The 22,089-nt window shown below is 66.2% G+C and carries 23 protein-coding genes and 1 tRNA gene; 19 read left to right on the forward strand and 5 right to left on the reverse strand.

All coding sequences use genetic code 11. The annotated features are described in order from the left end of the window. Positions 1 to 189: 189 nt before the first annotated feature. The 4 genes from AmiPiv_RS15995 to AmiPiv_RS16010 all read left to right on the forward strand — a co-directional run bounded on the left by AmiPiv_RS15995 (position 190) and on the right by AmiPiv_RS16010 (position 3,325). Positions 190 to 918, forward strand: coding sequence for an ABC transporter permease (locus tag AmiPiv_RS15995; protein ID WP_445206971.1), 729 nt, complete (start codon positions 190 to 192; stop codon positions 916 to 918). Then, complete coding sequence (locus AmiPiv_RS16000; protein ID WP_340038474.1) at positions 915 to 1,724, forward strand: ABC transporter permease; 810 nt, start codon at positions 915 to 917, stop codon at positions 1,722 to 1,724. Before AmiPiv_RS15995 ends, AmiPiv_RS16000 begins: the two co-directional genes overlap by 4 nt. Positions 1,725 to 1,727: 3 nt before the next feature. Beyond that, a complete protein-coding gene (locus tag AmiPiv_RS16005; protein ID WP_340038475.1) occupies positions 1,728 to 2,753 on the forward strand; it encodes an Ldh family oxidoreductase in 1,026 nt (341 codons plus the stop codon). Positions 2,754 to 2,941: 188 nt separating this feature from the next. Beyond that, positions 2,942 to 3,325 (forward strand): hypothetical protein, encoded by a 384-nt coding sequence (locus tag AmiPiv_RS16010; protein ID WP_340038476.1) that lies wholly within the window; start codon positions 2,942 to 2,944, stop codon positions 3,323 to 3,325. Between the two features lie 173 nt (positions 3,326 to 3,498). Here the strand turns inward: AmiPiv_RS16010 and AmiPiv_RS16015 are convergent, their stop codons facing one another. Continuing rightward, a complete protein-coding gene (locus tag AmiPiv_RS16015) occupies positions 3,499 to 3,696 on the reverse strand; it encodes a CsbD family protein (protein ID WP_340038477.1) in 198 nt (65 codons plus the stop codon). A gap of 200 nt (positions 3,697 to 3,896) precedes the next feature. Here AmiPiv_RS16015 and AmiPiv_RS16020 point away from each other — a divergent pair, with 200 nt between their 5' ends. The 3 genes from AmiPiv_RS16020 (at position 3,897) to AmiPiv_RS16030 (ending at position 6,261) form a co-directional block, all read left to right on the forward strand. Beyond that, a complete protein-coding gene (locus AmiPiv_RS16020) occupies positions 3,897 to 4,349 on the forward strand; it encodes a DoxX family protein (protein WP_340038478.1) in 453 nt (150 codons plus the stop codon). A gap of 153 nt (positions 4,350 to 4,502) precedes the next feature. Beyond that, positions 4,503 to 5,477 carry a complex I NDUFA9 subunit family protein gene (locus tag AmiPiv_RS16025; RefSeq protein WP_340038479.1) on the forward strand — a complete coding sequence of 325 codons (975 nt, stop codon included), beginning with the start codon at positions 4,503 to 4,505 and terminating at the stop codon, positions 5,475 to 5,477. A gap of 16 nt (positions 5,478 to 5,493) precedes the next feature. After that, positions 5,494 to 6,261: a sulfite exporter TauE/SafE family protein gene (locus AmiPiv_RS16030; protein WP_340038480.1), complete on the forward strand. Its 768-nt coding sequence runs from the start codon at positions 5,494 to 5,496 to the stop codon at positions 6,259 to 6,261. Positions 6,262 to 6,310: 49 nt separating this feature from the next. On the opposite strand, the gene AmiPiv_RS16035 is transcribed toward AmiPiv_RS16030, so the two are convergent. Continuing rightward, positions 6,311 to 7,117 carry an undecaprenyl-diphosphate phosphatase gene (locus AmiPiv_RS16035; protein ID WP_340038481.1) on the reverse strand — a complete coding sequence of 269 codons (807 nt, stop codon included), beginning with the start codon at positions 7,115 to 7,117 and terminating at the stop codon, positions 6,311 to 6,313. Between the two features lie 160 nt (positions 7,118 to 7,277). Between AmiPiv_RS16035 and AmiPiv_RS16040 the strand changes: the two genes are divergently transcribed. From AmiPiv_RS16040 to AmiPiv_RS16085, 10 genes are all read left to right on the forward strand, one after another. Continuing rightward, the gene (locus AmiPiv_RS16040) at positions 7,278 to 7,970 is read left to right on the forward strand and encodes a glutathione S-transferase family protein (RefSeq protein WP_340038482.1); all 693 of its coding nucleotides are present in this window, start codon (positions 7,278 to 7,280) and stop codon (positions 7,968 to 7,970) included. After that, positions 7,951 to 9,114 carry a tRNA epoxyqueuosine(34) reductase QueG gene (gene queG / locus AmiPiv_RS16045; RefSeq protein WP_340038483.1) on the forward strand — a complete coding sequence of 388 codons (1,164 nt, stop codon included), beginning with the start codon at positions 7,951 to 7,953 and terminating at the stop codon, positions 9,112 to 9,114. The genes AmiPiv_RS16040 and queG overlap by 20 nt, the downstream gene beginning before the upstream one ends. Continuing rightward, positions 9,111 to 10,025 (forward strand): SDR family oxidoreductase, encoded by a 915-nt coding sequence (locus AmiPiv_RS16050; RefSeq protein ID WP_340038484.1) that lies wholly within the window; start codon positions 9,111 to 9,113, stop codon positions 10,023 to 10,025. The genes queG and AmiPiv_RS16050 overlap by 4 nt, the downstream gene beginning before the upstream one ends. Before the next feature lie 90 nt (positions 10,026 to 10,115). Next, positions 10,116 to 11,213, forward strand: a complete 1,098-nt coding sequence (gene mepA, locus AmiPiv_RS16055; protein ID WP_340038485.1) for a penicillin-insensitive murein endopeptidase — start codon at positions 10,116 to 10,118, stop codon at positions 11,211 to 11,213. Between the two features lie 79 nt (positions 11,214 to 11,292). Further along, the gene (locus tag AmiPiv_RS16060; protein WP_340038486.1) at positions 11,293 to 11,676 is read left to right on the forward strand and encodes a methylglyoxal synthase; all 384 of its coding nucleotides are present in this window, start codon (positions 11,293 to 11,295) and stop codon (positions 11,674 to 11,676) included. 35 nt (positions 11,677 to 11,711) lie between these two features. Then, the gene (locus tag AmiPiv_RS16065; RefSeq protein WP_340038487.1) at positions 11,712 to 12,728 is read left to right on the forward strand and encodes a glucokinase; all 1,017 of its coding nucleotides are present in this window, start codon (positions 11,712 to 11,714) and stop codon (positions 12,726 to 12,728) included. Positions 12,729 to 12,762: 34 nt separating this feature from the next. Further along, the gene (locus AmiPiv_RS16070) at positions 12,763 to 14,664 is read left to right on the forward strand and encodes an ABC transporter ATP-binding protein (protein WP_340038488.1); all 1,902 of its coding nucleotides are present in this window, start codon (positions 12,763 to 12,765) and stop codon (positions 14,662 to 14,664) included. After that, positions 14,661 to 15,470 (forward strand): 4-hydroxy-tetrahydrodipicolinate reductase, encoded by an 810-nt coding sequence (gene dapB, locus AmiPiv_RS16075; RefSeq protein WP_340038489.1) that lies wholly within the window; start codon positions 14,661 to 14,663, stop codon positions 15,468 to 15,470. Before AmiPiv_RS16070 ends, dapB begins: the two co-directional genes overlap by 4 nt. Before the next feature lie 37 nt (positions 15,471 to 15,507). Next, positions 15,508 to 16,125, forward strand: a complete 618-nt coding sequence (locus tag AmiPiv_RS16080; protein WP_340038490.1) for a 2,3-bisphosphoglycerate-dependent phosphoglycerate mutase — start codon at positions 15,508 to 15,510, stop codon at positions 16,123 to 16,125. A 218-nt stretch (positions 16,126 to 16,343) separates the two neighbouring features. Next, positions 16,344 to 16,428 (forward strand) — tRNA-Leu (locus AmiPiv_RS16085). 186 nt (positions 16,429 to 16,614) lie between these two features. Here the strand turns inward: AmiPiv_RS16085 and AmiPiv_RS16090 are convergent. Continuing rightward, complete coding sequence (locus AmiPiv_RS16090) at positions 16,615 to 16,980, reverse strand: SPW repeat domain-containing protein (protein ID WP_340038491.1); 366 nt, start codon at positions 16,978 to 16,980, stop codon at positions 16,615 to 16,617. Between the two features lie 173 nt (positions 16,981 to 17,153). Continuing rightward, positions 17,154 to 18,062: a glycosyltransferase family 2 protein gene (locus tag AmiPiv_RS16095; protein ID WP_445206964.1), complete on the reverse strand. Its 909-nt coding sequence runs from the start codon at positions 18,060 to 18,062 to the stop codon at positions 17,154 to 17,156. 227 nt (positions 18,063 to 18,289) lie between these two features. Between AmiPiv_RS16095 and AmiPiv_RS16100 the strand changes: the two genes are divergently transcribed. Both AmiPiv_RS16100 and AmiPiv_RS16105 read left to right on the forward strand, forming a co-directional pair. Beyond that, entirely contained in the window at positions 18,290 to 20,194 is a 1,905-nt protein-coding gene (locus tag AmiPiv_RS16100) for a glycosyltransferase family 2 protein (protein WP_340038493.1), read from the forward strand. Positions 20,195 to 20,580: 386 nt separating this feature from the next. Next, positions 20,581 to 20,940: a septal ring lytic transglycosylase RlpA family protein gene (locus AmiPiv_RS16105; RefSeq protein ID WP_340038494.1), complete on the forward strand. Its 360-nt coding sequence runs from the start codon at positions 20,581 to 20,583 to the stop codon at positions 20,938 to 20,940. A 31-nt stretch (positions 20,941 to 20,971) separates the two neighbouring features. Here AmiPiv_RS16105 and AmiPiv_RS16110 read toward each other — a convergent pair whose 3' ends face one another. After that, positions 20,972 to 22,027 (reverse strand): D-alanine:D-lactate ligase-like protein, encoded by a 1,056-nt coding sequence (locus AmiPiv_RS16110; RefSeq protein ID WP_340038495.1) that lies wholly within the window; start codon positions 22,025 to 22,027, stop codon positions 20,972 to 20,974. Between the last annotated feature and the right edge of the window lie 62 nt (positions 22,028 to 22,089).

A 22,089-nucleotide genomic window follows, 5' to 3' on the forward strand; every position in this document is an offset into this window, starting at 1 on the left:
CGTGAGGGAGAGGAATCGCCAATTCTTGGCGCAACGTCGCCGAGCTTGGGTTCCTCGCCCCCATACGTGGGGGAGAGGTGGCGAGCGCAGCGAGCCGGTGAGGGGGTGTTCATCCTGCCGATACTTCGCACGTTCGAGCTGCCGTAATTCCAAAGGACCACGCCCATCGAGTACCTGCTGAACCCGCTGCTGCAATCCGCGACGGTCGAACTGCTGTCGATCTCCCCGCCAGGCTGGGGCGGCAATCTTCTGCGCGGCCTGGCGAATTCAATCCAGATCGCCGTCGGCGCCTTCGGGCTCGGCCTCGCAATCGGCATCGGCGGCGCCTGGGGCAAGCTCTATGGCGGCCCGATGCTGCGCGACCTGATGGAGATCTACACCACCATCGTGCGCGCGGTACCGGAACTGGTGCTGATCCTTCTGCTCTATTATGCCGGCACCGACCTCATAAACCGGGGACTCGAGAGCCTCGGCTACGCCGCGATCGACATCAACGGCCTGGTCGCCGGCATCGCCGTGCTCGGCATCGTCCAGGGAGCCTACGCCACCGAGGTCATCCGTGGCGCCATCCTCGCCATCCCGCAAGGCCAGATCGAGGCGGCGCGAGCCTATGGCATGCCGCCCGGCAAGATGCTGAGGCGCATCACCTTGCCCGCCATGCTGCCCTTCGCCATTCCGAGCCTCGCCAATCTCTGGCTCATCGCCACGAAGGACACCGCACTTCTCGCCGTGGTCGGCTTCAACGAACTCACCCAGGAGACCCGCCAGGCGGGCGCCACCACCAAGGCCTACTTCACCTTCTTCGTCGCCGCAGGCGTGCTCTACCTGCTCCTGACCCTGTTCTCCAACGTCATCATCGGCCGCATCGAACGCTGGGCACGGCGCGGCATGCCACCCGTGGCAGAGGCCGGCCGATGACGACAGCGGCCGATGCGCATCCGATCGAAGCCTCGCGCTCCGCCTGGCTGCAGCCGCACCGCATCGTGCTCATCGGCATCGCCCTGGCGCTGGTGGCCTGCGCAGTGCTCTTCCTGCGCTGGGAGTGGCTGCCCGCCTATTACGACCTCGCCCTCCTCGGCATCTGGCGCACGATCTGGATCCTCGTCGTCACTTCGGTGCTCGGCTTCCTTCTCGCCGTGCCGCTCGGCCTCGCCCAGGCAGCCGGGCCGTTCTGGCTCGCCTGGCCGGCAAAGGCCTTCTGCACGGTTGTCCGCGGCACACCGCTGCTGCTCCAGCTCTGGCTGCTCTACTACGGGCTGGGCTCGCTGTTTCCGCAGTTTCCGTGGATCCGCCAGTCCGAGCTGTGGCCGATCTTGAGACAGGCGTGGCCGTATGCCGTCGTGGCACTGACCTTGTCTTATGCCGCCTATGAGGGCGAGGTGATGCGCGGCGCCTTCGCCGGCGTGCCGCGCGGCCAGCTCGAGGCCTCGCGCGCGTTCGGCATGAGTCCCTGGAAGCGGTTCCGCCGCATCTGGCTGCCGCAGGCCATCCACCGCGCCCTGCCGACGCTCGCCGGCGAGACGGTGCTGCAGCTCAAGGCGACGCCGCTCGTCGCCACCATCACCGTGATCGACATCTACGCCGTGGCGTCGCGAGTCCGGCAGGATACCTTCATCGTCTACGAGCCATTGCTGCTGCTCGCCTTGATCTATCTGGTGATCACGGGAATCATCGTCTTCGCCTTCCGCAAGCTGGAGGCGCGCATTCCGTCTCGATTGGGATAGGCCATGACCGAAAAGCAGCCCCAAACCGTCACCCTCGATCTCGAACAGGCCCGCTCGCTCTGCATCGCCGCGGCGATGGGCGCCGGCGCCTCCAAGGAGACCGCGTGCTCGATCGGACTGGCCGCCGTCGCCGCGGAGGCCGACGGTCAGGCCAGCGTCGGCCTCTCGCACTACATCGACTATCTCGAGTCGCTGGAGGCTGGCCGTATCGACGGCAAGGCTGAACCGGTGGTCACGAGACCGGCGCTCGCCATCTATCTTTCCGACGCGCAGGGCGGTGCCGCGCACACCGGCTTCGACCGCAGCTTCGACGAGATCGCCAAGGCGGCGCGTCTGTTCGGCGTCACCGTATTCGCCCAGAGGAACGCCTATACCTGCGGAGCGCTCGGCTATTTCACCGGCCGCCTCGCCGAAGCCGGTCTGGTGGCGATTGCCGCCACGAACGGCCCCGCGCTCGTCGCCGGCTCGGGTTCGACCAAGCCGGTCTACTGCACCAACCCGATGTCGCTCGCCGCACCCGCCGCCGACGGCCCGCCACTGGTCATCGACCAGTCGTCCAGCGCCACCGCCTTCGTCAATGTCCGCAAGGCGGCCGAGGCAGGCACCGAGATCCCCGAAGGCTGGGCACTCGATGCCAGGGGCAAGCCGACCACTGACCCCAAGAAGGCGATGAAGGGCGTGCTGCTTGCCTTCGGCGGCGCCCGCGGCGCCAATGTCGCCTTGATGGTCGAGGTGCTTGCCGCCGGCATCTCGGGTGCCAACTGGTCGGTCGACGCGCCGTCGATCACGGCGGGCGACCAGACCCCGGGCACCGGCCTGTTCATCGTGGCGCTCGACCCCAAGCTGTTCGACCCGGATTTCGAGCAGCGAATGCGGGCACAGCTCGGCCGACTGTCGGAGCAATATCACGTCCACATCCCCGGCCCGGCCAAGGCGGCCGCGCGCGCCCGCTCCGAAGCCGAGGGCATCACCGTGCCGGCCGCCATCCACGCCCGCATCGCCCAGTTCGCGGCCCGAAACACCGGCTGACCCGGCACTTCAAAAAATTTCGAACCCCCGTGTGAACCTTTCTCCTGGCCGCTGCGACCTAGCCATGTCCAGGGCGAGGTGAGCTCGCCCGATCAACACCGGGGGGGAACCCAAACCGAAAGACCGTTCCGACGTGGAAGCATGTGTTTCCGCGACCCCGAAACGCAACCTCGAAAAGGGAAACAATCATGAAGACCAAGATCACGATCCTGACCGCAGTGCTTCTCCTTGCTGGCGCCATCGGCAGCGCCAACGCCGCCGGCGGCTTCTCGGCCGGTTCTGGCGGTGGCGATCGTCCGTCGGGCCCGAGCGATATCTCCGATGCGCCTGGCGGCGGCGGCCCCTCGGGTCCCGGCGACATCTCGGACAAGCCGGGCAACGACAAGCCGTCCGGCCCGAGCGACAAGGCTTCGTCCAACGGCGGCGGCGCTACCGAAGACAAGTACTGCAAGGACGGTTCGAGCAAATTCCCGGCCTGCAATGCCAAGTTCGTCCAGGCTTGCAAGGCCGCAGGTGGCACGATGTCGGGTCAACAGGGCTGGGGCGGCAAGACCTGCTGGGAGCCCTCCTGACGTTGGCTGAGGCGAATTGCCTGGGCGTCGGTCGCCCGCATCTGCGCCACCCGGAAAACCCCGCCTCCTGGCGGGGTTTTCTGCATCAAGGGCATTCTTCCATCAAAAAGCCCCGCGTCAGGCGGGGCTTTTGCGGGCGGGCGCATCAACCCGCCAAGTTCAGACGACGCCACTCAGTGGCGCATCAGCCATCTGTCGATCTCGCGTTCGGCCTCTTCCTGCGCCTTGCCGTAACGGGCCTTGAGCTTGCCTGCGAGTTCCTTGCGCTTGCCGTTGATGACGTCGAGGTCGTCGTCGGTCAGCTTACCCCACTGGGTCTGGACCTTGCCCTTGAACTCTTCCCAATTTCCTTCGGTCTGGTTCCAATTCATGCTCTTTCTCCTTTCGGATTGGCACGACAGGTCCGCCGCACTGGTTCCTGAACGCCTCTGGACAGGCTCGGTTCCCATATTCACAATCCCGCGTTCACAGAAAGATGACTTGCAAAGTCATCTTCCGGCCAGATCGAGCTGGTTTGGGTTGCTGGCGCCTGCGCGGGGCGGCAACACGACAACGAACATGGAGACCCTCTTTGGCCCTTACGACCGAGACGACCGGCCGCCGCCTGCTCATTCCCGCCCTGCGCGGGCTCTATGCAAGCCTGCACGATTCCGCCGAAACGATCCTGCGCATCGTCGCCGGCGCCGCCCTCGTCACCCATGGTCTCGCCAAGATCGCCGACCCGTTCGGCGCCGCCGGCATGGTCGAAGGACTGGGCTTCTATCCAGGCGCGTTCTGGTCGCTGCTCCTGTCCGGCACCGAATTCTTCGGCGGCATCTTCATCGCGCTCGGCCTGTTGACGCGGCCGGCCTCGGTCGCCGCCATGTTCGTGCTCATGGTCACGGTCTGGTTCCATTGGGTGACCATGGGCCAGGGCTACGAGGGCGCGGAGAAGTCCATTCTCTGGACGGCGATCTTCCTGTTCTTCGCCGTCCGCGGCGGCAACCGGCATTCGGTCGACGCACGTCTCGGCCGCGAGTTTTGATCCTCGGGACAAGAATGCCTCCCAAGGCTGTCCACCCGCCCGCGCCACATCGGCGCGGGCCGCTCCAGGCGGTCGCTCGATGATTGCCTTTTCCGCGAAACGGGCTAAGAAACGCTGACAATCCAAGCCGTTCAGGCGCCACCGGAGCCAGCGATGACCGAAATCCTCCAGACCCCGCAACTCGTCACCGTCTTCGGCGGGTCCGGCTTCATCGGTCGCCACGTCGTCCGCGCGCTGGCCAAGCGCGGTTATCTGGTGCGCGTCGCCTGCCGCCGCCCCGACCTCGCCAACCACCTCCAGCCGCTCGGCAATGTCGGCCAGATCCAGCCAGTCCAGGCCAACCTGCGCGTGCGCTGGTCGGTCGACCGGGCCGTGCAGGGCGCAGCGCATGTCGTCAACCTCGTCGGCATCCTGCACGAAAGCGGCCGCCAGCGGTTTTCGACAGTGCAGGAATTCGGCGCCCGCGCCGTGGCCGAGGCGGCCCGCGCGGCCGGCGCCACGCTCACCCACGTCTCCGCCCTCGGCGCCAACGCCAGCTCCGCCTCGCTCTACGCCCAGACCAAGGCGCGCGGCGAAAAGGCAGTGCACGACACGCTGCCCGACGCGGTGATCTATCGCCCGTCGATCGTCTTCGGCCCCGAGGACACCTTCTTCAACCGCTTCGCCAACATGGCCCGCTTCTCGCCCGTCCTGCCGCTGATCGGCGGCGGCGAAACCCGCTTCCAGCCGATCTATGTCGGCGACGTCGCCGAAGCGGTGGCGCGCGCCGTAGACGGCAAGGTCAAGGGCGGCACGATCTATGAGATTGGCGGACCGCAGGTGCTGAGCTTCCGCGAGTGCATGGAAGAGATGCTCGAGGTCATCGACCGCAAGCGGACGCTGGTCGCCGTGCCGTGGTGGGTGGCCAACCTGCAGGCCTCGATCCTCGGCATGCTGCCCAATCCGCTGCTCACCAAGGACCAGGTGATCCTGCTGCGCAGCGACAACGTCGTCTCCGAGGCCGCGCAGGACGAGGGCCGCACCATCGCCGCCGTCGGCATCGCTCCCAAGACCACCGCCTCGATCCTGCCGACCTATCTCTGGCGCTATCGCGCCGCCGGCCAGTTCACGCACAGGACGTTGGCCTGACGCCGATGGGGCGCAGATGAACGCCCTGGCCGCCCTTCTCCCCAATGGACTCGACCCGCTTGTCGCGGGTCTGCTGGTCGTCGCCAGCGCCTTCACCTCGGCCTTGACTGCCGCCTTCGGCGTCGGCGGCGGTGTCGCGATGCTCACGCTGATGGGCCTGTTCGTGCCGGTTGCGGCCCTCATTCCGGTCCACGGCGCGGTCCAGCTCGGCTCCAATACCGGCCGCGCCTGGCACCAGCGTGCCAATGTGCGCATGGATGTGGCGGCCCCCTTCATCGCCGGCAGCGTCATCGGCGCGATCATTGGCGCCTTCGTGGTCGTGCAGCTGCCGGACGCCCTGCTCAAGCTGGTGCTCGGCGTTTTCGTCATCGCGATCACCTGGACCAAGATTCCGGGCATCGACAAGCTGACCCGCGCGGGACTTGCCATCGGCAGCGTCGTGGTGGCGCTCGTCGGCATGCTGGTTGGCGCCACGGGGCCGCTGGTTTCGGTGCTGTTCGCGCAGTTCTTCGCCAACGACCGCAAGGCGCTGGTCGCCACCCACGCCGCCGGCATGGTGGCCCAGCACGGGCTCAAGATCGTCGTCTTCGGGCTTGCCGGCTTCGCCTTCTGGGACTGGCTTCCGCTCATCGCGGCGATGATCGTGTCGGGCTATCTCGGCACCCTCTACGGCACCAGGCTGCTCGAGCGCATGCCGGAGGAGAGCTTTCGCAAATGGTTCAAGATCGCCATCACCGTGCTGGCGCTGGACCTGCTGCGAAGGGGGCTGATGGGGCTGGTGTGAGGCGGCGTCCTACGCTCCCCCTCGCGGGAGGGCAGAGCATGAGCCCCGCTCAGCCCCAGATCATCAACGCGATCAGCCCGACACCGCCGACGAGCAGCCGCCACCAGCCGAACAGGGCGTAGCCGTTACGGGAGACGTAGTCGAGCAGGTGGCGCACCACGAAGAGCGCGGTGATGAAGGCAGCGGCAAAGCCGATGCCGATGATAGGCAGGTCGGCCGCCGACAGGACGTCGCGGTTCTTGTAGAGGTCGTAGGCGAAGGCGCCGGCCATGGTGGGCATGGCGAGGAAGAACGAGAATTCCGCCGCCGCGCGCTTGTCCACGCCCATCAGCAGCGAGCCGACGATGGTCGCGCCCGAACGCGACGTGCCCGGGATCATCGCAAGCGTCTGGAACAGGCCGATCTTCAGGTAGACCGAAAGCGGGAATGCGGTGATGTCGTGGTACTTCGCCTTGAGGTCGAGCTTGTCGAGGAACAAGAGCACCAGTCCGCCGAGGATGAGCATGATGCAGATCAGGATCGGCGTCTCGAACAGCACCGTCTTGATGAAGCCGTGCAGGAAGACGCCGAGCACCGCCGCCGGCAGGAAGGCGATGAGGATGCCTGCGACGAATCGCTGCGTCTTCGGGTCGCGGGGCAGGTCGACCGCCATCCGCCAGAGTTTCGCCGCGTAGACCGAAAGGATCGCCAGGATCGCGCCGAGCTGGATCAGGATCTCGAAGGTCTTGCCGGTGGAATTGAAGCCCAGGAAATGGCCGGCGAGCAGGATATGTCCCGTCGACGAAACCGGAATGAATTCAGTCAGTCCCTCGAGCACGCCGAGAAGTAGCGCATCGATGATCGTCTGGCTTTCCATCGCATCCCCGCGATCTGGTTCATTCGCGATTGCTTGTCACGAGGCGGAACTCACCCTATAGGTCGGTTCGCCCGAGAGCCCGGTGAACCGGGCCCAGATGCTCTAGCGGCCCAGCGGGCGATTCGCCAGAGCGCCCTCGTTCACGAAATTTCGCAGGACCATGCTGACGCTTTTCCATCATCCCATGTTCGCGACGTGCCGTTTCGTCCGTCTGGCGTTCGGAGAGTATGGCGAGGAGCTGGCGCTGATCGAAGAGAAGCCCTGGACCCGGCGCAAGGAGTTCCTGGCCCTCAACCCGGCCGGAACGCTGCCGGTGCTGCTCGCCGAGGGCGACGTGCCGATCGTCGGGGCGATGGTCATCTCCGAATACATCGACGAAACCCGAGGCGTGCTCAAGCGCGACCGGCGCCTGTTCGCCGAAGACCCCATGGAACGCGCCGAAATCCGCCGCCTGACGGACTGGTACCTGACCAAGACCGAAGGCGAGGTGACGCGGCACCTGGTGCGCGAGCGCGTGCTGAAGCCGCAGATGCCGGAATCGGCGGGCGGCGGTTCGCCCGATTCGGCCGCTATCCGCGCCGCCCGCGCCAACATCCGCCAGCACATGAAATATACCAACTGGCTGGCCGGCACGCGCCACTGGCTCGCTGGGCCGCGCATCACCTATGCCGACCTCGCCGCCGCATCCGCCCTTTCGGTCCTCGACTATCTCGGCGAAATCGACTGGCGCGAATATTCGTCCGCGCGCGAATGGTACACCCGCGTCAAGTCGCGGCCTTCCTTCAGGCCGCTGCTTGCCGACAGGGTGCGCGGGCTTACCCCGGCATCGCACTATGCGGACCTCGATTTCTGACACGGCGCTGCGCCAGCTGATCGAGCGCGAAGCGATTCGCGCCGGCTTCGCTGCCGTTGCCGTCACCCGTCCCGATGCCATCCCGCTTGCGCCGGCCCGCCTCGCCCAGTTCGTCGGCGAGGGACTGCACGGTTCCATGGCCTGGATGGAAGAGACACTGGAGCGGCGCGCCGATCCTTCGGTGCTGTGGCCCGAAGTGCGCTCAATCGTCGTTCTGGCGATGAACTACGGGCCCGACGAGGACCCGCGCGCACTCCAGGAGATGACAGATCGCGCCGCGATCTCGGTCTATGCCCGCAACCGCGACTACCATGACGTCATGAAGGGACGGCTCAAGGAGATCGCCGGCAAGATCGTCGCCCGCGCCGGCGGCGACGTGAAGGTGTTCGTCGACACCGCCCCGGTGATGGAAAAACCGCTCGCCGAGGCGGCCGGGCTAGGCTGGCAGGGCAAGCACACCAATCTTGTCAGCCGCGACTTCGGGTCCTGGCTGTTCCTCGGCACCATCTTCACCACCGCGGAGCTCGCGCCGGACGAGCCCGAGATCGACCGCTGCGGCTCCTGCCGCGCCTGCCTCGACGCCTGCCCGACCGGCGCCTTCCCCGCTCCCTACCGGCTCGACGCCCGCCGCTGCATCTCCTATCTCACCATCGAGAACAAGGGGCCGATCCCGCTCGAGTTCCGCGACAAGATCGGCAACCGCATCTATGGCTGCGACGACTGTCTCGCCGCCTGCCCGTGGAACAAGTTCGCGAGAGCCGCTTCCGAAGCCAAGCTCGCCGCACTCGACGACCTGCGCGAACCGCGGCTTTCGGATTTGCTGTCGCTCGACGACGCCGCCTTCCGCAACCTGTTCTCCGGTTCGCCGGTCAAGCGCATCGGCCGTGACCGGTTCGTCCGCAACGTGCTCATCGCCGCCGGCAATTCGGCCGATGCCACGCTTGCCGAGCCGTGCCGGGTGCTGCTGTCCGATCCGTCGCCGCTAGTGCGGGGCACGGCCGTCTGGGCATTGTCTCGGCTCCTTCCCGCAGCGGCGCTTTCTGCCCTTGCACAACAGGCGCTGAAGGCCGAAAGCTCAGCCGACGTCGTCGCCGAATGGCACACGGCGCTGGCAGTCCGGGATTCGAAACAGGCACAGGCATGAGCGAACAAAAGGTCTTCATCTTCGGCGCCGGCTATTCCGGCAAGGCCTTCGCGCGCATGCGGCCGCAAGCCGTGGCGGTCATAGGCACCACGCGATCGCGGGAAAAGTTCGCCGGCCTCGAGGCCGCCGGCATCGAGCCGTTCGAGTTCGACGGCCGGCTGTCCCCGGAAATCAGGGCCAAGCTAGAGGAGACCACGCATCTCGTCGTCTCCGCCGCCCCCAACGAGGATGGCGATCCCCTGCTCAACGTGGCGCATGATGCGATCACCCATCACATGCCGCTGCTGCGCTGGGTCGGCTATCTCTCCACGGTCGGCGTCTATGGCGACTATGGCGGTGCCTGGATCGACGAGACGGCGCAGTGCCGGCCGAAGCCCGGCCGCTCGCAGATGCGGCTGGACGCCGAGCGCGAGTGGCACGAGCTCGGCGAGGAAACGGGCCGGCCAGTCGCCATACTGCGCCTGTCGGGCATCTACGGCCCGGGCCGCAACGCCTTCGTCAACCTCGCCAACGGCACGGCGAAGCGCCTGGTCAAGCAAGGCCAGGTATTCAACCGCATCCATGTGGAAGACATCGCCGCGGCGCTCTGGTTCCTCGCCGACGGGGAGTATGGCGGCACGTTCAACGTCACCGACGACCTGCCCGCGCCGCCGCAGGACGTGGTCGCCTACGCCGCCGGATTGATGGGCGTGGCGCCGCCGCCGGAAATTCCTTTCGAGACCGCCCAACTTTCGCCCATGGCGCGATCCTTCTATGGCGAGAACAAGCGCGTCTCAAACACGGCTATCAAGGCCCTGGGCTACACGCTCAGCTTTCCCGACTACCGCGCCGCACTGGACAGCATGTGGGCGGACGGTTCCTGGCGCGGCGAAGGTGACGGCGACAAGCGCAGTCCGATACGGCGTGCCTAGTGCGAGCAGCGAGTCGATCAGGACAGTGACGCCGGGATTTACCGTTAGGTAACCATGGCGGCGCAAGCTTTGCGGAGAGGGTCAAACCGCATGACGTCATTTTTTCGCAGATTTGCCGGACGGACGGCGCGGCTCGCGATAGTCGCGGCCACACTCGGCATGACCGGCCTCGACCTGCAGGCGGCCGGCGCCGCCGAGCTTGCCAAGGATCTGTTCGGCAGCACGAAATTGCCCGCGGCGACGGCTGCGCGCTCCTATGGCTTCTATTCCAAGGGCTGCTTCGCCGGAGGTGTGGCCATCGCCACGGACGGCCCGACCTGGCAGGCCATGCGGCTGTCGCGCAACCGCCGCTGGGGCCATCCGGCAATGATCTCGCTGATCGAGAGGCTGTCGCGCGACGCCGTCGCGGATGGCTGGCCGGGGCTGCTGATCGGCGACATCTCCCAGCCGCGCGGTGGCCCGATGCTGACCGGCCACGCCTCGCATCAGATCGGCCTGGACGCCGACATCTGGCTGACCCCGATGCCCGACCGCAAGCTGTCCGCCACCGAGCGCGAGAACATGAGCGCCGTGCTGATGGTCGACGAGAAGACCCACCTGGTCAAGGACAAGCTCTGGACGCCAGCGCATACCCGCCTGATCAAGCGGGCGGCGAGCTATCCCGAAGTCGAGCGCATCCTGGTCAATCCGGGCATCAAGAAGAAGCTCTGCGACACCGTCACGGGCGACCGCTCCTGGCTGCGCAAGGTGCGTCCCTTCTGGGGCCACGACTATCACTTCCACATGCGCATCGGCTGCCAGGCCGGGTCGAAGGGCTGCGAGGAGCAGGATCCGACGCCGGCCGGCGACGGCTGCGACAAGTCGCTGGCCTGGTGGTTCACCGAAGAGCCCTGGCGTCCGGCAACCGGTCCCGAAAAGCCCAAGGCGCGCGACATCATGACCATGGCGAGCCTGCCCAAGGAATGCCGAGCCGTGCTCGCCGCGCCCTCGCCCGTCAACGAAGCGGCGGTCACCGTGTATGGCAGAGGTGCCCCTTCGGCCGTGGTCGCCGCCCCGGCGCCGGCAGCGCCGGGGGTCGCGGAGACCCCGATCGTCACCGATACCGGCACGCCGGTCAGCGCAGATGCCTATGCGCCCAGGCCGTCGGTCGACATTCCGCTGCCACGGCCCCGCCCGGCGAAGCAATGAGCCGGGCCGCTCGGCGCTTCCAAATGCGCGGAAATCCGTTTATGGGATTTCAACCGATTTAAGCAGCACGGAAACGACTGTGACCCCAGCCTTGCGCGTCGCGCTGATCGCCCATGACCAGAAGAAGGACGACATGGTCGCCTTCGTCGGCGATCATGCCAAATTCCTCGAGACCTGCCATATCGTCGCCACCGGCACGACCGGCCAGCGGGTCCTTGCCGCCTGCCCCGGCCTGAACCTGACACCCTTGAAGAGCGGCCCCCTCGGCGGCGACCAGCAGATCGGCGCGCTGATCAGCGAAGGCAGGATCGACGCGGTGATTTTCTTCGTTGATCCGCTGACGCCGATGCCGCATGACGTCGATGTCAAGGCATTGATGCGGCTCGCCATCGTCTACGACATTCCGATGGCGTTGAACCGCGCGACCGCCGAGATCATTCTTGAAAATCAAGAGAACGGCTGAACGTCGCCGCCAACCATCTGGGAATCAGACCGGGCATGTCACAACCGAACGAGCAGGCACTCCCCTTCCCGATCCTGATCGGCGACATCGGCGGCACCAATGCGCGCTTCGCCATCGTCGAGAGCGCCGACAGGGAGGCGGGGGAGCCGCGAATCGTCCAGACGGCCAGCTACGCCAGCATCGATGACGCCATCCTCGCCGTTCTCGACGGGCAGCCGGCACGCCCGCGCTCGGCCGTGCTTGCCGTTGCTGGGCCCGTGGAAGGCGAGGAGATCGCGCTCACCAATTGCCCCTGGGTGGTGCGCCCGAAAGAGATGTTCTCGACCATTGGTCTCAGCGACATCCTGGTGCTCAACGACTTCGAGGCCCAGGCGCTGGCGGTCGTCGCCCTCGGCAACGAGCATATGGAGAAGATCGGCCCCGGTGAGCCCGAGGAGGGCGCCGGTCGCGTCGTGCTCGGGCCCGGCACCGGGCTGGGCGTCGCCGGCCTCGTGCATGCGCTCGGCCGTTGGATTCCCGTCCCCGGCGAAGGCGGCCACATGGACATCGGCCCGCGGAGTGCGCGCGACTTCGAGGTGTTTCCCCACCTCGAGAAGATCGAGGGCCGCATCTCGGGCGAGCAGATCCTGTGCGGCCGCGGCCTGGTCAACACTTATCGCGCCGTGGCCAGGGCCGACGGCAAGACGCCGAAGCTCACCCAGCCGGCGCAGGTCACCGCGGCGGCGCTCGACGGCAGCGACGCTATCGCCGAGGAGGCGCTGGCGCTCTTCGTCACCTGCCTCGGCCGCACCGCCGGCGACCTGGCACTCGTTTTCAAGAGCAAGGGCGGTGTCTATCTCACCGGCGGAATCGCCCAGAAGATCGTGCCGGCGCTGAAGAAGGGCAATTTCCGCGAGGCCTTCGAGGACAAGGCTCCGCATCGCGAACTGATGCGATCGATGCCGGTCTATGTCATTACCCACCCGCTGGCGGCCCTCGCCGGGCTGGCGGCCTATGCGCGCACGCCGTCACTCTTCGGCATCGAGACAGGCGACCGGCGCTGGCACGTCTAGGCGCGGCCAAAAGGCGGTTTCCCCGCCGGGCTTCATGCTCTATGAGGGCATCGCGAGCGTGCGGGAGGCCAATGGGATAACCGGCTTGAGTTCGAATAAGTCAAAACGCAGCCGGGCAGTCCCCGGCGAGGTCGTCGCCGTCATCAAGCGCATCGCCGCCGAGAACGGTCGCGACTTCGTCTGGCATTATGCACTTGCGGCAGCATTCCTGGCCATCATCGCCGGCACCACTGCGTTCACCGCATGGATCATGCGCGATATCGTCGACGAGATCTTCTACCGGCAGCGCGCCGACCTCATCGTCCTCATCTGCCTGTCGATCGTCGCCGCCTTCGTGCTGCGCGGCATCGCCACCTACGGTCAGGCCGTCATCCTCGCCAAGGTGGGCAACAACCTCGTCGCCCGCTACCAGCGCCGGCTCTTCGACCACCTGATGAAGCTCGACATGGAGTTCTTCTCCGCGACGCGCTCGGGCCAGGTCGCCGCCCAGATCAACGAAAATGTCAGCGGTATCCGGTCGATCCTCAACATCACCGTCACCTCCATCGCCCGCGACTTCGTATCGCTGATCGGGCTGATCGCGGTGATGGTGTTCCAGGATCCTATCCTGTCGCTTTTCGCACTGTTGATCGGCCCGCCGCTGGTCTACTTCGTCGGCCACCTGATGCGCCGGCTGCGAAAGCTGAACCGCGACGCCATCCTGGTCAATTCGCGTCTCATCGGGGCGATGCAGGAGGCAGTCCAGGGCATGGCCATCGTCAAGGCCTTCACCATGGAAGACCAGTTGTCGGGAAAGATGCACCTGCTGGTGTCCGACTCCGAGGCGCGCTCCAACAAGATCGCCCGCGTGTCCGAGCGGCTGTCGCCGATCTCGGAAATGCTGGGCGGCTTCGTATTCGCCACCGTCATTGCATATGCCGGCTACCGCGCAACCTTCGGGGCTCAGCCGCCCGGCACCATCGTCGCCTTCCTCACGGCGATGATCCTCGCCTACGACCCGGCCCGCCGCCTCGCCCGCACCCAGGTCGGGCTCGAACGCGCCCTGGTCAATGCGCGCATGATCTACGAGGTCCTCGACACCGAACCGCGCCAGGACGACGCCATCGGCGCCGGCCAGCTCCAGGTCGGCAAGGGCGACATCGTCTTTGACCGCGTCGCGTTCTCATACGGACCCGAGGCTGCGGTGCTGCACGACCTGAGCTTCACCGCGCAGGGCGGCAAGACCACCGCCATCGTCGGCGCGTCCGGCGCCGGCAAGTCGACACTGGTGGCGCTCCTGCAGCGCTTCTACGACGTCGACAGCGGCAGCATCAGCATCGACGGCCAGGATATAGCCTCCGTCACCAAGCGTTCGCTGCGCCAGTCGATCGCCTTTGTCTCGCAGCAACCCTATCTGTTCGAAGGCACGATCCGCGACAACATCCGCTACGGCCGCGCCGACGCCACCGATGCCGAGATCGAGGAGGCGGCTCGCCTCGCCTTCGCAGACGAATTCATCCGCCAGCAGACCGAAGGCTACGACACAGCCGTTGGCGAAAACGGCGCAACGCTGTCCGGCGGCCAGCGCCAGCGCGTCTCCATCGCCCGCGCGCTGGTCCGCAATGCCCCGATCCTGCTTCTCGACGAGGCGACGTCGGCGCTCGACAACGAATCGGAAGCGCGCGTCCAGGCCGCGCTCGCCACCGCCACAAAGGGCCGCACCACCATCGTTATCGCCCACCGCCTCTCGACGGTGGTCAACGCCGATCATATCGTGGTGCTGGACCAGGGCCGGCTTGTCGAAGAAGGCAATCATGCCGGATTGATGGCCAACCCCAGCAGCGTCTATGCCCGCTTCCACAACCTCCACGACGAGGCCGGACTCGGGCTGGTGGACGACCTGGGCACCGATGAGGAGTTGTCGCGCGCAGGCGCCAGCACAGGGAGCAAGCTATGAGCGACATGGGGCTCGTGATCGTGGGCGCAGCCGGCCGGATGGGCCAGATGCTTCTGCGCACCGTGCACACGATGGACGGCGTGCGCGTGGTCGGTGCGGTCGAACGCTCCGGCTCGCCGCATCTCGGCAAGGACGCAGGCGAGATCGCCGGCCTAGGCATCATCAACGTCGGCATCACCGACGACCCGCTGGCCGCCTTCGCCAAAGCCGACGGCGTGCTCGATTTCACCGCGCCTGCGGCAACGGTCGAATTCGCCGGCTACGCCGCCCAGGCGCGCATCGCCCACATCATCGGCACCACCGGCTGCTCGCCCGAGGACGACACGAAGATTGCCGCGGCGGCGCGTCATGCCACCATCGTCAAGTCCGGCAACATGAGCCTCGGCGTCAACCTGCTCGCCGTGCTGGTCGAGAAGGCCGCCCAGGCGCTCGGCCCGAGCGACTTCGACATCGAGATCCTGGAAATGCACCACCGCCACAAGGTCGATGCGCCGTCGGGCACGGCCCTGCTGCTCGGCGAGGCCGCGGCACACGGCCGCAAGATCGCGCTGGCCGAGAAGAGCGTGCGGGTGCGCGACGGCCATACCGGGGTGCGCGAGGGCGGAACCATAGGCTTCGCCACGCTGCGCGGCGGCTCCGTCGTCGGCGACCATTCCGTCATCCTTGCCGGAACCGGCGAGCGCATCACCATGTCCCATCAGGCCGAGGACCGAGGCATCTTCGCCCGCGGCGCCGTCAAGGCGGCGCTCTGGGCGCATGGCAGGAAGCCAGGCCTCTACTCGATGCGTGACGTCCTCGGCCTCTAGTCCAATCCAAGTCCAGTCCTCATCCAAGGGAGCAAAAATGTCCGGTACCCTCGTGCTTGTCCGCCACGGCCAGAGCGAATGGAATCTCAAGAACCTGTTCACCGGCTGGCGCGACGTCGACCTGTCCGAGAAAGGCCACGCCGAAGCCAAGGCAGCTGGCGAAAAGCTCAAGGCCCGCGGGCTCAAGTTCGACATCGCCTTCACCTCGGCGCTGGTGCGCGCCCAGAAGACCTGCCAGCACATCCTCGACGTGCTCGGCCAGAGCGATCTCACCACCATCCGCGACCAGGCCCTCAACGAGCGCGACTACGGCGACCTCAACGGCCTCAACAAGGACGATGCCCGCGCCAAGTGGGGCGAGGAACAGGTGCATGTCTGGCGCCGCTCCTACGACACGCCGCCTCCCGGCGGGGAGAGCCTGAAGGACACCGGCGCCCGCGTGTGGCCCTACTACCTGCACGACATGCAAAAGCACGTCCTGTCCGGCGGCACGGTGCTGGTGGCCGCCCACGGCAATTCGCTGCGCGCGCTGATCATGGCGCTGGACGGCATCTCGGGCGAAGAGATCGTAAAGCTGGAGCTCGGGACCGGCGTGCCGATCGTCTACAAGCTCAACGCCGATTCGACCGTCGCTTCGAAGGAAGTGCTGGCCTGACACGTCTGGCCGGCAGGAACACGCGATCGGGCGTCGAGCCGTCGCCCGGTCGCTTCAGGGCGCACAAACCCTGACGTTTGCGGGTTCCGGATAGACTACCCCTGGGGAATATCCGCGGCTGGATTGCCGACAAATCGCGGGTTGCGGCGTATTCGCCGGCAAAAGCTGAAAAAGCGCGTTGACACAGTCGCTTCGCCCGCTTACATCAGCGCCCACCAGCCCAGATGGCGGAATTGGTAGACGCGCACGGTTCAGGTCCGTGTGCCGCGAGGCGTGGAGGTTCGAGTCCTCTTCTGGGCACCAGTTTCCGTTTCAGGATGCTCTTGATGCATCCATGACAACGCAAAACCCCCGGTCACCCCGGGGGTTTTTTGCTATCCCGGGAAGCTTAGCCTTGGGCCAGGCTCGACACCGTCCCGTTGGCGTGCCGTGCCGCCTGGCCGAGTGGGCTCGGCCCCAAGCGGGGGCCAAGCCCCGGTCGTCGAAGCGTCAGGCTTCGAGATTGCGGTTGCGGTCCTGCCAGAGTTCCAAGATGGCCAGCAGGGCTACGGCGATGCCAAGGCCCATGTGCCAGTTACGCAGCGCTCCGCCATATTCAAAGGTGAAGGGCGAGGCGACCATCCAGAGACCGCAGAACAGCGTCAGGATTTCCTCCCAGCGCCGCAGGAAGATTTGCTCGAGGCCCCCGAGCACCACGATCGCTGCGCCCACGAGAGCCGTCGCTGCGGCCATCGTGGTGTTGCCGCCGATGTCGAACCACATCGGCGATACCAGGACCATGGCACCGAGGATCATCAAGGCGACGTCCTCCCAGCGCCGGTGTTGCATCAGTCCCATACTGTCAAGAGTTGCCATGACGAAAATCCTCTCAGGCTAAGTTCGAGTATAGCTCAAACGCCCGTGAGGACTTGTGCGTGGTGCCGAACTCCTCAACGGGCGTTCTTCGCACTGGCGCCATTATCTCAAAAAACCCCAACAAGTTCAATTAACCCTGTTGAACCGCCGGGGAACGGTGCCGGCGCGTGCACCTACTTGCCCGTGACCTCCGCATAGAGGCGCGACCGGGTACCGAAGAGTCCGAGGATCCGGCCAACGGACCAGCCGGCCGCCCGCGCGCTGGCGACGATGCCGGGTCCGCCACGAAGTGGAATTGCGAGCGTCACCACGCCTATCGCGACCAGTCGATAGGGCAGGATCGCCGCAATGCCGGAAGCTGTGCGCCATCCCCGCCCCTGCTTGCGGGCAAACGATGCGAGCGACTGGTCGCGGGCGCGGCGGAATTGATAGGCGAAGGTCAGGCGCTCCGGCGGCATGGTTTCGTACACGACGGCCTTGTCCGCCCAGGATTTCAGCAGGCCGCGGCGCGTGACTTCGCGATCGAAGGCTGCATCGCTCCCACCGGTCAGCGGGTCGCGCTCGTCGAACCTAAGCCCGTGAACCACGAACAGATCGCGGTGCGCGAGCCAGTTGTTGGTGACGACGGTGACGCGGTCGACCCTGCCCGCCAGGTTCTGGCGCCGGGCGACCTCCGCCTTGTGGCCGAAGCGCTGCTGCACGCCGCGCAGGATCGCCTTGCGCCATCGCGACAGCGGCGCGGCCGGTGCCTGCGCCTCGACCGGCCCGCCGATGAGCAGCGCCCGGCTGCGGCGGTATTCGGCGACGAGTTCCACCAGCCAGTCCGCCGCCACGCGCTCGTCATCGTCGACGAAGGCTATCAGGTCGGCGCCGCACGCAACCGCAAGCTCCACGGCGCGGTTGCGCGCAATCGGAATGCCGATGCGCGGTTCGAGCCGGTAGTCGATTTTCAGGCCGCCAGCCGCGCCGGCCACCAGATCGCGGCAATCGGGTCGTGCCGCATTCTCCACCACGACGAAGGCAACATCGACGCCGGGCGGCGTCTCGCACGCGGCCCAGGATGCCATGAGTTGGGCGAGCATGAGAGGCCGTTCGCGGGTGATCGCCGCAACGCAAAGCCGCAAGCGCGGCATGGACCTGGAGGACATCTGCCCTGACTCCGCATTCAACCATTCGACGGTGCGTCGCCAGGGCAGCGGCGACGTGGCTCTCAGTGCGGGGGCGGCTCCGTATCACACACTTGGATGCATATTACAAGTAGCAACAAGCATGGACTGCAACCAGAGAATCGAAGTATCTGGCGCATCCGATGGAAGGCGTGCGAGCCGCGATGAAGCCGACCCTGTCTTATTGCATACCCGTTCAGAACCGCTTGGCGGAGCTGAAGGCCACGCTGCGGCAAAACCTCGATGCCAACCGTCGGTTCGGGCAGGCAGTCGAGTTCGTCATCGCCAACTTTGGCAGCGACACGGCGCTGGAATCCCATGTCCGCACGAATTTTGCGTCGGAACTCGCCTCGGGACGCGTCAGGTTCGTGCCGGTCGAGCGCCTCGACCCCTGGCATTTCGGCCGGGCCAAGAACGTGTTCCGCGACCATGTCGCGGCCGAGCTCTATTCGAGCCTCGACGCCGACAATTTCGTGTCGGCCGCAGAAACGCAGCAGATCCTCGACCTTCATGCCGAGCATAAGGGCAGGCTGCTGATCCATCATTTCAGCGGCAACTGGGGTGACGGGACCTGCGGCAGGATCACCCTGCCTGCGGACCTCTACCGTTCCGTCGGCTATGACGAGAGGGCCTTGCCGCGCCAGTACGACGAGATGGACCTCATCCTGTCCGCACTCCGGGCCGAGCCCGGGCTCGCCTATGTCTCCTATTTCCCGGGAGGTGCGCTTCGAAAATCGAAGGCCACGGCGAAATTCCTGCGCAACGAAGGGGTCGGCATCGACTGCAGGCCGGTGGCCGACCTGCGCACCGCCAAGCCGCTCAACCCGAAGCAGAAGGGCTATATCGAGGATGGCGGGCTCCTCGAAGCGATGCAGCGCTTCAACCGATCGTCCAGTTTCGCCAAGAACGCCCGCAGCAGCGACGGCAAGGAGCGCTACTTCGCCGAAGCGATGACGGGCGCGCAGGCGGCCGTCCAGACACTGGACCCGGCGGCGGCACTGCAATGCTTCTTTGAACCGCTCGCGCGGCCGCTTCCGCGGCTCGACGATGGCCTGGTCCCTGTCTTCGCCTGCGTCAAGGACGACACCTTCGTGTTCGAGGAATGGTACCGGCACTACCGCCGCATCGGCTGCGGACCGTTCTTCATCGTCGACGACGGTTCAGCCGTGCCGGTCTCGGAAACCTTGCCTTATCCCGACGTGCACGTGCTCACGCCGAGGGTGGGACACTACCGCACCTGCAAGGCAGCCTGGCTGATGGCGGCGATGAAGGCGGTGCTGCCTCAGGGCCGCTGGACGCTCACGGTCGACGCCGACGAATTCGTCGATGTGCCCTCGAGCCTCGGCAGGTCCATGGCGGATGCAGCAGCGGCCGCCGAGGCGGCCGGCCAGTCGTGGGCGCCGGGGCTGCTCGTGGACATGCTGCCGGCACCCTCGGATCAGCCCGGTGGGACGGCACGCGGCTCCTTTCTCCGTGAATTCGACCACCACCTGTTCGACGGCAGCGGCGACAAGGCCGCGTACCAGCGCAACAGTTCGATCCGCTGGGCCTTCGGCAGGCACTGGCGGGCAAGCTACTGCATCGATGCCCGGTATCGCCTCGCCGGCACCTTCGACGTGCTGCGCAAGGTTCCGCTCGTCAGATACAGCCACGATATCACGCTGCATCACGGCTTCCATGACGTCGCCTTCTCCGATGCGACCAAGACCGGGCGCGAGCGCTGGCGCAGTCCGCTGCTGCTGCCGATGCGGCACTACAAGCTGGTGAAGCTCTTCGATACGCGCGAGCGGGAACGCATGGCCGAGCACGCCAAACTGTGCTTCATCCACGATTCCAAGACGACCGCCAATCTGCGCGAACTCGTCGCCGGAGACCGCGGCAGAGACTGGGACAAGCTGCATTCGCTGTACACGGTCCCGTATGACCCCGATCGCTTGTCCGACCCGGAGTTCTTCCGCGATGCCCCGGGCGAGGCGGCCGCCGTAACCGGCTTGCTGCGTCGTGCCATGCACGCCCTGTTCGGCGTGTCGCAAACATCTCTGCGCTAGACTCTGGTCCTGCGCCGTCGCGAGGGGCCTCGTACCAGCACCAAGCAGACGCACGGCTCATGCAATCTTTCTTGCAAGCTCCGCGACGAGTTTTTGCACTTTTGTGCAAATTCTTCAGGAATCCGTATCATTTTGCAAGTATACTTCAGAAATATTGCTTCGATTATTCTTCCACGAAGATTCCCTGGCAACTCGGCTGATCTGGCTCTCGCTCCGGAAATTGTGAAAAAATTCCTTCCGGGAATCGCGATTCTTCCTGACAAACTGTTACCCGGAGACTCCAAACGTGTCCGTTCGCCACGGAACCGCCCGAGGCTCGCCCCATTCACTGCCACATTTCGTCCGAAACCACTCCGTGTGTTCAACAACGTGGCATTAACCAGAAGATGAAGAAGCGCGCTAAGCCAGCGATCGTGGCGGCCTCCGTCGCCGCCGGAATGATGATTTTCGCCTCCACCGGAAACGCCTCCGCGCAATGCGGCAGGGCATCCTGGTACGCCTTGACGTCGAAGACAGCCTCGGGCGAGCGCATGAATCCATCGGCCATGACCGCGGCCCACCGCTCGCTCCCCTTCGGCACCAAGCTCCGCGTCACCAATCAAAAGAACGGCAAGAGCGTCATTGTCCGCATCAACGACCGCGGGCCGTTCATCAAGGGCCGGGTGCTCGACCTGTCCAAGGCCGCCGCGCAGCAGATCGGCTTCGTCCGCTCAGGCCACGCCGCGGTGTGCATGGAACGCGCCTGATGCGAGCCCGCGCAATTGCGCGGGACAGCGGCTAGCCGACCCGCCGCGCCGCCGTCTCGGCCATCGACTCGGCGAGGCTCATGCCCCACTGGCTCCGGCAATAGGCACGGAAGTCGAAGCACGGCAGGCCCGGGCTAACCTCGAATTCGATGAGATGGACCGTGTCGTCGGCCTCGACGCGCAGGTCCAACGAGAAGACGTCGCGCAGCCCGAGACCGGCCATCAGTGTCGCTGCGATCCGCCTGATCGTCTCCGCCGCTCGCGGCTGAGCCGAGGCCACCGGCACGAGCTCCGGCTCGGCATAGCGCCCCTCGCCCCTGGCTGCGGCGCCCGTTTCGCCATAGAGCGCCATGCTGTCGGCCATGGTCTGGAAGTCACCGCCAGAATCGACGAAGGCAATGCCTAGCACCTCCGGCCCCGCCGCAGGATCGACCGCAAGGAAGCTCGCGCGGACGTTGCGGCCCGCAACATAGGGCTGCACAACGACATCGTCGCGATAGGCATCCTGCACGCGCCGCCCGAGCGCCAGCGCCTCCCCGGCCTTGGCGATGCGCGAATCCTCCCATATGCCGACCTTGGCCCCGAGCCGGTTGGGCTTGACGAAGTAGCCGGCAGGCGAGGCCGGCGGCTCGACCAGCCAATGGCCGCCACGGGCAAGGCCGGCTGTGGGAACAGGCAGCCCGAGGGCACCGAGCACCGCACCGGACCGGAACTTGTCCTGGCAGAGCGCAAAGACGGAATCGTCGGCGCCGACCGTCGCGAGCCCGTTGAGCCGCGCCAGCGCAGGTGCTGCGCCGCCGCGGAAATAGGCGATGCCGTCGGTGAGCGTCCAAACCAATGTGCCGGAGCGGTCGCAGGCTGCCAGGACGCCGGCCGCCTCATCCAGTTCGACGGCGCGAAAGCGAATGCCTCGGCGCGCGCAAGCTTCGCCTATCGCGTCGAATTCGGGGGCAAGATCGGTCGATTGCGCCAGATAGGAAGTGATTTCGGTCGCGGCGCGGCGATCAAACCCCTCGGCCAGCAGCCGCTCGAAGCACGCCCGCTCGGGTTCGTGGACGAGCACGAGCGTTGGGGTCTGTCCGGCCATCGGTCATTCCTCCTGATGCGGACGCCAACGGCATTCCGACAGCCCGAGATTGGCATCGTCCG

Origin of the sequence: Aminobacter sp. Piv2-1 (genome assembly GCF_037625995.1) — a bacterium.
Classification (GTDB): Bacteria; Pseudomonadota; Alphaproteobacteria; order Rhizobiales; family Rhizobiaceae; genus Aminobacter.

What these genes read in the sequence shown, in the direction of transcription:
- AmiPiv_RS16000 (WP_340038474.1), top strand. Translation starts at nt 915, where the DNA reads ATGACGACAGCGGCCGATGCGCATCCGATCGAAGCCTCGCGCTCCGCC.
- AmiPiv_RS16005 (WP_340038475.1), top strand. Translation starts at nt 1,728, where the DNA reads ATGACCGAAAAGCAGCCCCAAACCGTCACCCTCGATCTCGAACAGGCC.
- AmiPiv_RS16010 (WP_340038476.1), top strand. Translation starts at nt 2,942, where the DNA reads ATGAAGACCAAGATCACGATCCTGACCGCAGTGCTTCTCCTTGCTGGC.
- AmiPiv_RS16015 (WP_340038477.1), bottom strand. Translation starts at nt 3,696, where the DNA reads ATGAATTGGAACCAGACCGAAGGAAATTGGGAAGAGTTCAAGGGCAAG.
- AmiPiv_RS16025 (WP_340038479.1), top strand. Translation starts at nt 4,503, where the DNA reads ATGACCGAAATCCTCCAGACCCCGCAACTCGTCACCGTCTTCGGCGGG.
- AmiPiv_RS16030 (WP_340038480.1), top strand. Translation starts at nt 5,494, where the DNA reads ATGAACGCCCTGGCCGCCCTTCTCCCCAATGGACTCGACCCGCTTGTC.
- AmiPiv_RS16035 (WP_340038481.1), bottom strand. Translation starts at nt 7,117, where the DNA reads ATGGAAAGCCAGACGATCATCGATGCGCTACTTCTCGGCGTGCTCGAG.
- AmiPiv_RS16040 (WP_340038482.1), top strand. Translation starts at nt 7,278, where the DNA reads ATGCTGACGCTTTTCCATCATCCCATGTTCGCGACGTGCCGTTTCGTC.
- queG (WP_340038483.1), top strand. Translation starts at nt 7,951, where the DNA reads ATGCGGACCTCGATTTCTGACACGGCGCTGCGCCAGCTGATCGAGCGC.
- AmiPiv_RS16050 (WP_340038484.1), top strand. Translation starts at nt 9,111, where the DNA reads ATGAGCGAACAAAAGGTCTTCATCTTCGGCGCCGGCTATTCCGGCAAG.
- mepA (WP_340038485.1), top strand. Translation starts at nt 10,116, where the DNA reads ATGACGTCATTTTTTCGCAGATTTGCCGGACGGACGGCGCGGCTCGCG.
- AmiPiv_RS16065 (WP_340038487.1), top strand. Translation starts at nt 11,712, where the DNA reads ATGTCACAACCGAACGAGCAGGCACTCCCCTTCCCGATCCTGATCGGC.
- AmiPiv_RS16070 (WP_340038488.1), top strand. Translation starts at nt 12,763, where the DNA reads ATGCTCTATGAGGGCATCGCGAGCGTGCGGGAGGCCAATGGGATAACC.
- dapB (WP_340038489.1), top strand. Translation starts at nt 14,661, where the DNA reads ATGAGCGACATGGGGCTCGTGATCGTGGGCGCAGCCGGCCGGATGGGC.
- AmiPiv_RS16080 (WP_340038490.1), top strand. Translation starts at nt 15,508, where the DNA reads ATGTCCGGTACCCTCGTGCTTGTCCGCCACGGCCAGAGCGAATGGAAT.
- AmiPiv_RS16090 (WP_340038491.1), bottom strand. Translation starts at nt 16,980, where the DNA reads ATGGCAACTCTTGACAGTATGGGACTGATGCAACACCGGCGCTGGGAG.
- AmiPiv_RS16095 (WP_445206964.1), bottom strand. Translation starts at nt 18,062, where the DNA reads ATGCTCGCCCAACTCATGGCATCCTGGGCCGCGTGCGAGACGCCGCCC.
- AmiPiv_RS16100 (WP_340038493.1), top strand. Translation starts at nt 18,290, where the DNA reads ATGGAAGGCGTGCGAGCCGCGATGAAGCCGACCCTGTCTTATTGCATA.
- AmiPiv_RS16105 (WP_340038494.1), top strand. Translation starts at nt 20,581, where the DNA reads ATGAAGAAGCGCGCTAAGCCAGCGATCGTGGCGGCCTCCGTCGCCGCC.
- AmiPiv_RS16110 (WP_340038495.1), bottom strand. Translation starts at nt 22,027, where the DNA reads ATGGCCGGACAGACCCCAACGCTCGTGCTCGTCCACGAACCCGAGCGG.